The sequence below is a fragment of the Streptomyces sp. NPDC059010 genome (assembly GCF_042740355.1).
Lineage (GTDB): Bacteria > Actinomycetota > Actinomycetes > Streptomycetales > Streptomycetaceae > Streptomyces.
Window position 1 is genome coordinate 49,702 of the sequence record NZ_JBHYJA010000044.1, and the last position, 7,122, is coordinate 56,823.

Genomic DNA, 7,122 nt, shown 5'->3' on the forward strand with positions numbered 1-7,122 from the left:
GAGAGGGAGCGGCCGGTGCGGGAGCGTCCCCCGCACCGGAAGGGTCGTACGACCGACTCCTACAACCGCTGCCACAGCGCCGGAGTGCCGACCGGCGACCAGGCACCCTGTGCCTGATGGCTCTGCAGGCACTGGTAGCGCACACCCGCGAGGGTCACGGTGGCACCGGCCTCGTAGACGCGGCCCGCGGCCCAGGTGTCCGCGGCGTTCTCCGGCGGAGCGGGGGTGCCGGACTGGGCGGGCGCGGTCTTCAGGATGAGGCCGAAGTCGCTGAGGATCGGGTTGATGGGCTGGTAGAACGTGGTCCCGCCGCTCGTGCAGTTGCCGGAGCCACCGGAGGTGACGCCCTGTGCCTGCGAGCCGGAGAGGTAGGAGCCACCCGAGTCACCGGGTTCGGCGCACACCGTGGTCTGGGTGACGCCGTTGACGGTGCCCTGGGAGTAGCTGACGCTCGTGTCGTGCTGCTGGATGGTGCCGCAGTGCCAGCCGGTGGTGGATCCGGAGCGGCAGATCGACGCCCCGACGAGCGCCTGGACCGAGCCGGTGACCTGCGTCCGCTGGCCGCCCTCGCCCTTCACGTCGGGCGTGGCGGTCCAGTTGCTGTTGACGGCGACCCAGGACATGTCCTTCATGGGGAACGTGGACGCCTGGAACTCACCCTGGTCGGCCATGTTGAAGCCCGCGGTCGTGTCGCCCCGCTCGCCGCAGTGGCCCGCCGAAGCGAAGCCCTGCTGCTGGTCCTTGGTGACGGAGAACCCGATCGAGCAGCGGGCCGAGCTCTCGATGTAGTAGGCGTCGCCGCCGACCACGTCGTCGAACAGCCGGGGCCGTACCTCCGACACGACGATGCCCACGCCCTTGTCCTCCACGGAGGCGGCCTTGATGAAGGCGGTGGCGGCCGAGCGCTTGGTCGCCTGGACGACGACCTTGTTGCCCGGCACGTCGACGTACCAGACCGGTGTGTCGCGCGTCTTGGTACGGGCGGCGGCCGCGTCCAGCTTCTCCTTGACGGCCTTGAGTTCGGTCAACGGCTGCTTGACGACGGCGGCCTTGGCGCCCTGCGCCTGGATGGCGGAGACGTCGGCGGCACGGGTGGTCGCGACGGTGAGCTCGGCGGAGGTCGCCCCCTTCACCCAGGCCCCCGCGAAGTGATCGCCCAGGGCGTTGCGGAGGCGGCCGGCGCGGGCGCCCGCCTCCGCCTCGTTCACCAGCCGCTCGGCCCCCTGACCCGGCTTCAGCTTGAGATCGCGCTCCATGGCACGCACCACCGCGGCCGGCGGCCGGTCGGCGCCGAGGGTGTGCGCGGCGGTGGACGCGGGCGCGGGCGGCGGCTTCGCCGCGGCGGTCGGGGCGACTCCGGCGAGGGCCAGGGTGCCGAGAGTGGTCAGGGCGACGCGGCGGCCGGCCGCGGTATGTCTGCCCAGCATGCGATGTACCTCCATCGAGTACGAGTGGGATGTCGACCAGGACAAGCCTTTGACGGAAAGTCATGCCGAAATGCCGGAAAAGATGATTTTTCGCGGTTTTGGGGGACGCTGGACGTGCCATGTGCGCTAGCGGGCGCGGAGGCCGGGTCCGGGACGTGCCGGTGCGGGTCGCCAGAGTTTCATCATTCGTTTTCTTGAATCATTCGTGTTTAGCGAGGTAGGTTGTCTGCCATGACCGCATCCCAGACCCCGACCCCCGCCGAGGAGCTGCGCGGTGCCGGCCTGCGGGTGACCGCCGCGCGCGTCGCGCTGCTGGAGGCTGTCCGGGCCGGTGACCACCTCGGCGTCGAGGCCATCGCCTCCGGGGTGCGTGATCGCGTGGGCCATGTCTCCCTGCAAGCCGTGTACGAGGGCCTTCACGCACTCACCGCGGCGGGACTCATACGCCGCATCGAGCCGGCTGGCAGCCCGGCCCGGTTCGAGGGGCGGATCGGCGACAACCACCACCACATCGTGTGCCGCTCGTGCGGGGTCGTCGCTGACGTCGACTGCGAGGTCGGCGAGGCGCCCTGCCTCACCGCGTCCGACGACCACGGCTTCTCCATCGACGAGGCCGAGGTCATCTACTGGGGCCTGTGCCCCGACTGTTCCACCGCCAGCAGTGCACCCCGAGCACTGTGATCCACCTAGTTCGGAAGGTTTCCCATGGCTGAGAACCCCGATGCGATCGTCACTGACGCGAAGACGGAGGGCACCGGTGGCTGCCCCGTCGCGCACGGTCGCGCCGCGCACCCCACGCAGGGCGGCGGCAACCGTCAGTGGTGGCCGGAACGGCTCAACCTGAAGATCCTCGCCAAGGACCCCGTCGTGGCGAACCCGCTCGGTGAGGAGTTCGACTACGCCGAGGCGTTCCAGGGCCTCGACCTGGCGGCCGTCAAACGGGACATCGCCGAGGTACTGACCACCTCGCAGGACTGGTGGCCCGCAGACTTCGGCAACTACGGCCCGCTGATGATCCGTATGGCCTGGCACAGCGCCGGCACCTACCGCATCAGCGACGGCCGCGGCGGTGGCGGCCGCGGTCAGCAGCGCTTCGCCCCGCTGAACAGCTGGCCGGACAACGGCAACCTCGACAAGGCCCGCCGTCTGCTGTGGCCGGTCAAGAAGAAGTACGGCCAGGCCATCTCCTGGGCCGACCTCATGATCCTCACCGGTAACGTCGCCCTGGAGCAGATGGGCTTCGAGACCTTCGGCTTCGGCGGTGGCCGTGCCGACGTCTGGGAGGCCGACGAGGACGTGTACTGGGGTCCCGAGACCACCTGGCTCGACGACCAGCGCTACACCGGCGACCGTGAGCTGGAGAACCCGCTCGGCGCCGTCCAGATGGGCCTCATCTACGTCAACCCGGAGGGCCCCAACGGCAACCCGGACCCGATCGCCGCGGCCCGCGACATCCGTGAGACGTTCCGCCGCATGGCGATGAACGACGAGGAGACCGTCGCCCTCATCGCCGGTGGTCACACCTTCGGCAAGACCCACGGCGCCGGCCCGGCCGACGCGGTCGGCAACGACCCCGAGGCCGCCTCCATGGAGGAGCAGGGCCTGGGCTGGAAGTCCACCTACGGCTCCGGCAAGGCCGGCGACGCCATCACCTCCGGCCTTGAGGTGACCTGGACCACCAAGCCCACCCAGTGGAGCAACGACTTCTTCGACATCCTCTTCGGCTACGAGTGGGAGCTCACGCAGAGCCCCGCCGGCGCCAACCAGTGGGTGGCCAAGGACGCCGAGGCGATCATCCCCGACGCCCACGGCGGCTCGAAGAAGCTGCCCACGATGCTCACCACCGACCTCTCGCTGCGCTTCGACCCGATCTACGGCCCGATCTCGAAGCGCTTCCACGAGAACCCGGCCGAGTTCGCGGACGCCTTCGCCCGTGCCTGGTACAAGCTGACGCACCGTGACATGGGCCCGAAGTCCCTGTACCTCGGCCCGGAGGTCCCGGCGGAGACGCTGCTGTGGCAGGACCCGCTGCCGCAGGCCGAGGGCGAGGCCATCGACGCCGCCGACGTCACGGCCCTCAAGGCCAAGCTCCTCGACTCGGGCCTGACCGTCCCGCAGCTGGTCAGCGCCGCGTGGGCGTCGGCCTCGACGTTCCGCTCCAGCGACAAGCGCGGCGGTGCCAACGGCGCCCGCGTCCGCCTGGAGCCGCAGCGCAACTGGGAGGCCAACGACCCCGACCAGCTCGCGCTGGTGCTGCGCACCCTTGAGGGCATCCAGGAGGAGTTCAACGCCGCCGGCGGCAAGAAGGTCTCGCTGGCCGACCTGATCGTGCTCGGCGGCACCGCTGCCGTGGAGAAGGCCGCCAAGGACGCCGGGCACGCCGTCGAGGTGCCGTTCGCCGCGGGCCGTGTCGACGCGACCGAGGAGCACACCGACGCGGAGTCCTTCGCCGCGCTGGAGCCGGCCGCCGACGGGTTCCGCAACTACCTCGGCAAGGGCAACCGCCTGCCGGCCGAGTACCTGCTGCTCGACAAGGCGAACCTGCTGGGCCTGAGCGCGCCCGAGCTGACCGTCCTGGTCGGTGGCCTGCGTGTGCTGGGCGCGAACAGCAACGGCTCGAAGCACGGCGTCTTCACCGAGACCCCGGGCAAGCTGACCAACGACTTCTTCGTCAACCTGCTCGACCTGGGCACGACCTGGAAGTCCACCTCCGCGGACCAGACCACGTTCGAGGGCCGTGACGACTCGGGCGCCGTCAAGTGGACCGGCACCCGTGCCGACCTCGTCTTCGGCTCGAACTCCGAGCTGCGCGCGCTCGCCGAGGTCTACGCGAGCGACGACGCGAAGGCGAAGTTCGTGAACGACTTCGCCGCGGCGTGGGTCAAGGTCATGAACGCGGACCGCTTCGACCTCGTCTGATCGGTCTGATCGGTTCGCACCCGACGTCCAGGCGGGCCCGCACGGGCTTGCCTGGACGTCGGCGTGTGCGCCCTGCTGCACAGGCGTCCCGCCGCACGGGCGCTGTGCCTCACAGGTTCCACCTTTCACAGAACGCACACCGCACCTCAGCGACCCCTTTAAGTTTCAAACGCTAGGCTCCCCGGGACGGGGGCGCGGCCGACGGCGGCCCTCCCGCCGCGGCACTCGCTCCTCCTCTTCCCACCAGCTCAGGAGACTCGGCGTGCTTGACGGCGACGTAGTGGTGATCGGCGGCGGATATGCGGGCGTCCGCCTGGCCAAGCGACTGGACGCGACCGCGCGGGTCACGCTGGTGGACCGCAAGGAGGTCTTCTTCCACCGCATCGCCTCCCTGCGCGCCGGAGTGCGCCGGGACTGGTCCCACACCCCCTTCATCCCCTACGACCGCCTGCTGAAGAACGGCCGCGTGGCCGTCGGCAAGGCCGTCCGGATCGACACCACCGAGCGTCAGGTCGTCCTGGCGACGGGGGAGCGGCTCCCGTACGACGTGCTGGTGATCGCCACCGGCGCCGACTACCCCGAGCCCGCCCGCTTCACCGGCACCACCGTTGAGGAGGCCGCGAAGTCCTTCGTCGCGCACCAGCAGCAGATCGCCGCCGCCGAGCACGTCCTGGTCGTCGGCGGCGGGCCCTCCGGCATCGAGCTCAGCGCCGAGATCCGCCTCGCCCGGCCGCAGGCCCGGGTCACCCTCGCCCACTCCGGGCCGGAGCTGCTGCACTCCACGGGCAGCACCCGGGCCGGACGCAAGGCGCGGTCCTGGCTGGAGTCCCATGACGTGCAGGTGTGGCTCGACGCCTTCATGTCCCCCGGCAACGACTTCGGCACCTACCGCGACGCCCAGGGCAACCTCATCGAGGCCGACCGCTCCTTCTGGGCCACCGGCACCACGCCCAACACGCTCTGGCTGCGCCTGGCCGGGCACGGGGACTGGCTGAACGCGTCGGGCCATGTGAAGGTCGACCAGGCACTGCGCGTCCAGGGCCGGCTGGACGTGTTCGCGGTCGGCGACGTCAACGACGCCACCGAGCTCAAGATCACCCCGGCCGCGCTCGCCCAGGCGGACCTCGCCGCCCACAACATCCGCACCTATCTGAACAGCGCCGGCAAGCACCGCAAGGAGCCCCGCTTCTACCGGCCGATCCACCGCACCCCGCTCATCGTCCCGTTCGGCCCGGCCGACGGAGTGACCCTGCTGCCCGTACCGGGCGGCGAAACGGCGGTCCTCGGCAGCCGCACCACGACGCTGGCCAAGGCGAAGACGCTCATGACGCCGTTCATGAGGCGCCAGCTCGGATACACGGCGGCATGAGCGGGGATGTCGGGGAACCGGGCCGACGGGCTACCGTTTGATGGATCCCCGCTCACCCGTACCCCGGACGGCCCGTCAGTGCTCGCAGATCTCTCCCCGCTCATCGCGGCGACCACCCGGTGGCTGACGCGTTCCTACCCCGCGTGCGGTGGCGCGCTGGCCGCTGCCCTGGGTGAGGTGCAGGCCCGGCAGGCCGTCACGGTCGCGGCGTGGCTGCGCTATCCGACGCCGACGGACGCCGCACTGGTCGTGCTGGCGGGCCCGGGCGGCTCGGCCGGTCTGGACTGGATCACCGGGGCGGACCCGGGAGGGCAGGCCCAGGGGGACGACTTCGCGTGGCGTACCTGGGTGGACGAGGTCGTGGCCAGCTGGGCCGCATGCCTGCTCACCGACGCCGGGCTGGCCCGGCCGGCCGTCGCCGCGATCGCCGACGGCGCCCACGCCACCACCGGGGTCCCGGTCGACTTCCGGCGCCTGGTGTCACCCGACGCCGACCACCGGCAGGCGGCGGCGCTGCTGCGTCACCCCGATCTCCTCGCCCCCGTGGCCGCCCTGCACCGCGCCGCACTGCACGAGCGGCTCGGCCCGGGACAGGCGCTCATCGCCTGAAGCGTGCGGCGCGCTGTCCCGTAGGCCGTAGGCCGTAGCTCGTTGCACGCAGCTCGTAGCCCGTGGCTTGCGATACGGGGGCCCGTACGGGCTCAGTGCTCCTTTCCACGCCCCGTCAGCGCGTCGCGCAGGCGGTCGACGAGGCCCGCTCCCGGGGCCAGCAGCTTGTTGGCCGGCGGCTTGTCCGGGGCGGCCGGGTGCGGGCGGGTCGGTGCGACCTTCTTCGCCTGGCGCACCTTGTCGCCCAGGTCGTCGAGCGCATCCGGCGTACATGCCGCGCGCAGCTGAGGGAACAGGCTCCGCTCCTCGTCGGCGATGTGCGAGCGCACCTCCGACATCAGCATCCCGATCAGCCGGTCGAACTCCGGATCGCCGGCGTCGCACCCTTCCAGGTCCTTCATGATCCGCTCGGCCTTGGAGTGATCGTCGATCTCCTTGTCGGCGATGGCGTCCCCGCCCGCCACATGCTGCCGCACGGCCGGGTACAGGTAGGCCTCCTCGGCCACCGAGTGCCTGACCAGCTCCATCGTGGCCTGGTCGGCGTAGAGCTTGCGGTCCTTGTCTCCCGGCCGAAGACCCTCGATGCGGCCGAAGAGCTCCTCGACCTCCAGATGATCGGTCACCAGCTCGTCGATGACGTTCCCACCATGACCCATGTCCTTCACCTCCGGTGCGGGAACGGCGGTCCGGACGGAGCCGCCGCGGGGGGCGGGGGGGCCCGGCGGCGGGGGGGGGGGAGCGCCCCCCCCGCGGGCCGGGCCGCGGACCCCCCGCACCGGGGGGGGATAGTGCGCCGCG

General features: G+C 71.2%; 6 protein-coding genes. 4 read left to right on the forward strand and 2 right to left on the reverse strand.

From position 1 onward, the window contains the following. Window positions 1-59: 59 nt before the first annotated feature. Window positions 60-1,427, reverse strand: a complete 1,368-nt coding sequence (locus ACFWYS_RS35960; protein WP_384778206.1) for an alpha-lytic protease prodomain-containing protein — start codon at window positions 1,425-1,427, stop codon at window positions 60-62. A gap of 231 nt (window positions 1,428-1,658) precedes the next feature. Between ACFWYS_RS35960 and ACFWYS_RS35965 the strand changes: the two genes are divergently transcribed. From ACFWYS_RS35965 to ACFWYS_RS35980, 4 genes are all read left to right on the forward strand, one after another. Then, window positions 1,659-2,108, forward strand: a complete 450-nt coding sequence (locus tag ACFWYS_RS35965) for a Fur family transcriptional regulator (RefSeq protein ID WP_384778209.1) — start codon at window positions 1,659-1,661, stop codon at window positions 2,106-2,108. Window positions 2,109-2,132: 24 nt separating this feature from the next. After that, window positions 2,133-4,346 (forward strand): catalase/peroxidase HPI, encoded by a 2,214-nt coding sequence (gene katG / locus ACFWYS_RS35970; RefSeq protein WP_384778212.1) that lies wholly within the window; start codon window positions 2,133-2,135, stop codon window positions 4,344-4,346. A 262-nt stretch (window positions 4,347-4,608) separates the two neighbouring features. Next, window positions 4,609-5,715, forward strand: a complete 1,107-nt coding sequence (locus ACFWYS_RS35975; RefSeq protein ID WP_384778215.1) for an NAD(P)/FAD-dependent oxidoreductase — start codon at window positions 4,609-4,611, stop codon at window positions 5,713-5,715. 78 nt (window positions 5,716-5,793) lie between these two features. Continuing rightward, the gene (locus ACFWYS_RS35980) at window positions 5,794-6,324 is read left to right on the forward strand and encodes a hypothetical protein (RefSeq protein WP_384778218.1); all 531 of its coding nucleotides are present in this window, start codon (window positions 5,794-5,796) and stop codon (window positions 6,322-6,324) included. A gap of 92 nt (window positions 6,325-6,416) precedes the next feature. Here the strand turns inward: ACFWYS_RS35980 and ACFWYS_RS35985 are convergent, their stop codons facing one another. Next, window positions 6,417-6,980: a hemerythrin domain-containing protein gene (locus ACFWYS_RS35985; protein WP_384778220.1), complete on the reverse strand. Its 564-nt coding sequence runs from the start codon at window positions 6,978-6,980 to the stop codon at window positions 6,417-6,419. Window positions 6,981-7,122 lie beyond the last annotated feature (142 nt).

What these genes read in the sequence shown, in the direction of transcription:
- ACFWYS_RS35960 (WP_384778206.1), bottom strand. Translation starts at nt 1,427, where the DNA reads ATGCTGGGCAGACATACCGCGGCCGGCCGCCGCGTCGCCCTGACCACT.
- ACFWYS_RS35965 (WP_384778209.1), top strand. Translation starts at nt 1,659, where the DNA reads ATGACCGCATCCCAGACCCCGACCCCCGCCGAGGAGCTGCGCGGTGCC.
- katG (WP_384778212.1), top strand. Translation starts at nt 2,133, where the DNA reads ATGGCTGAGAACCCCGATGCGATCGTCACTGACGCGAAGACGGAGGGC.
- ACFWYS_RS35985 (WP_384778220.1), bottom strand. Translation starts at nt 6,980, where the DNA reads ATGGGTCATGGTGGGAACGTCATCGACGAGCTGGTGACCGATCATCTG.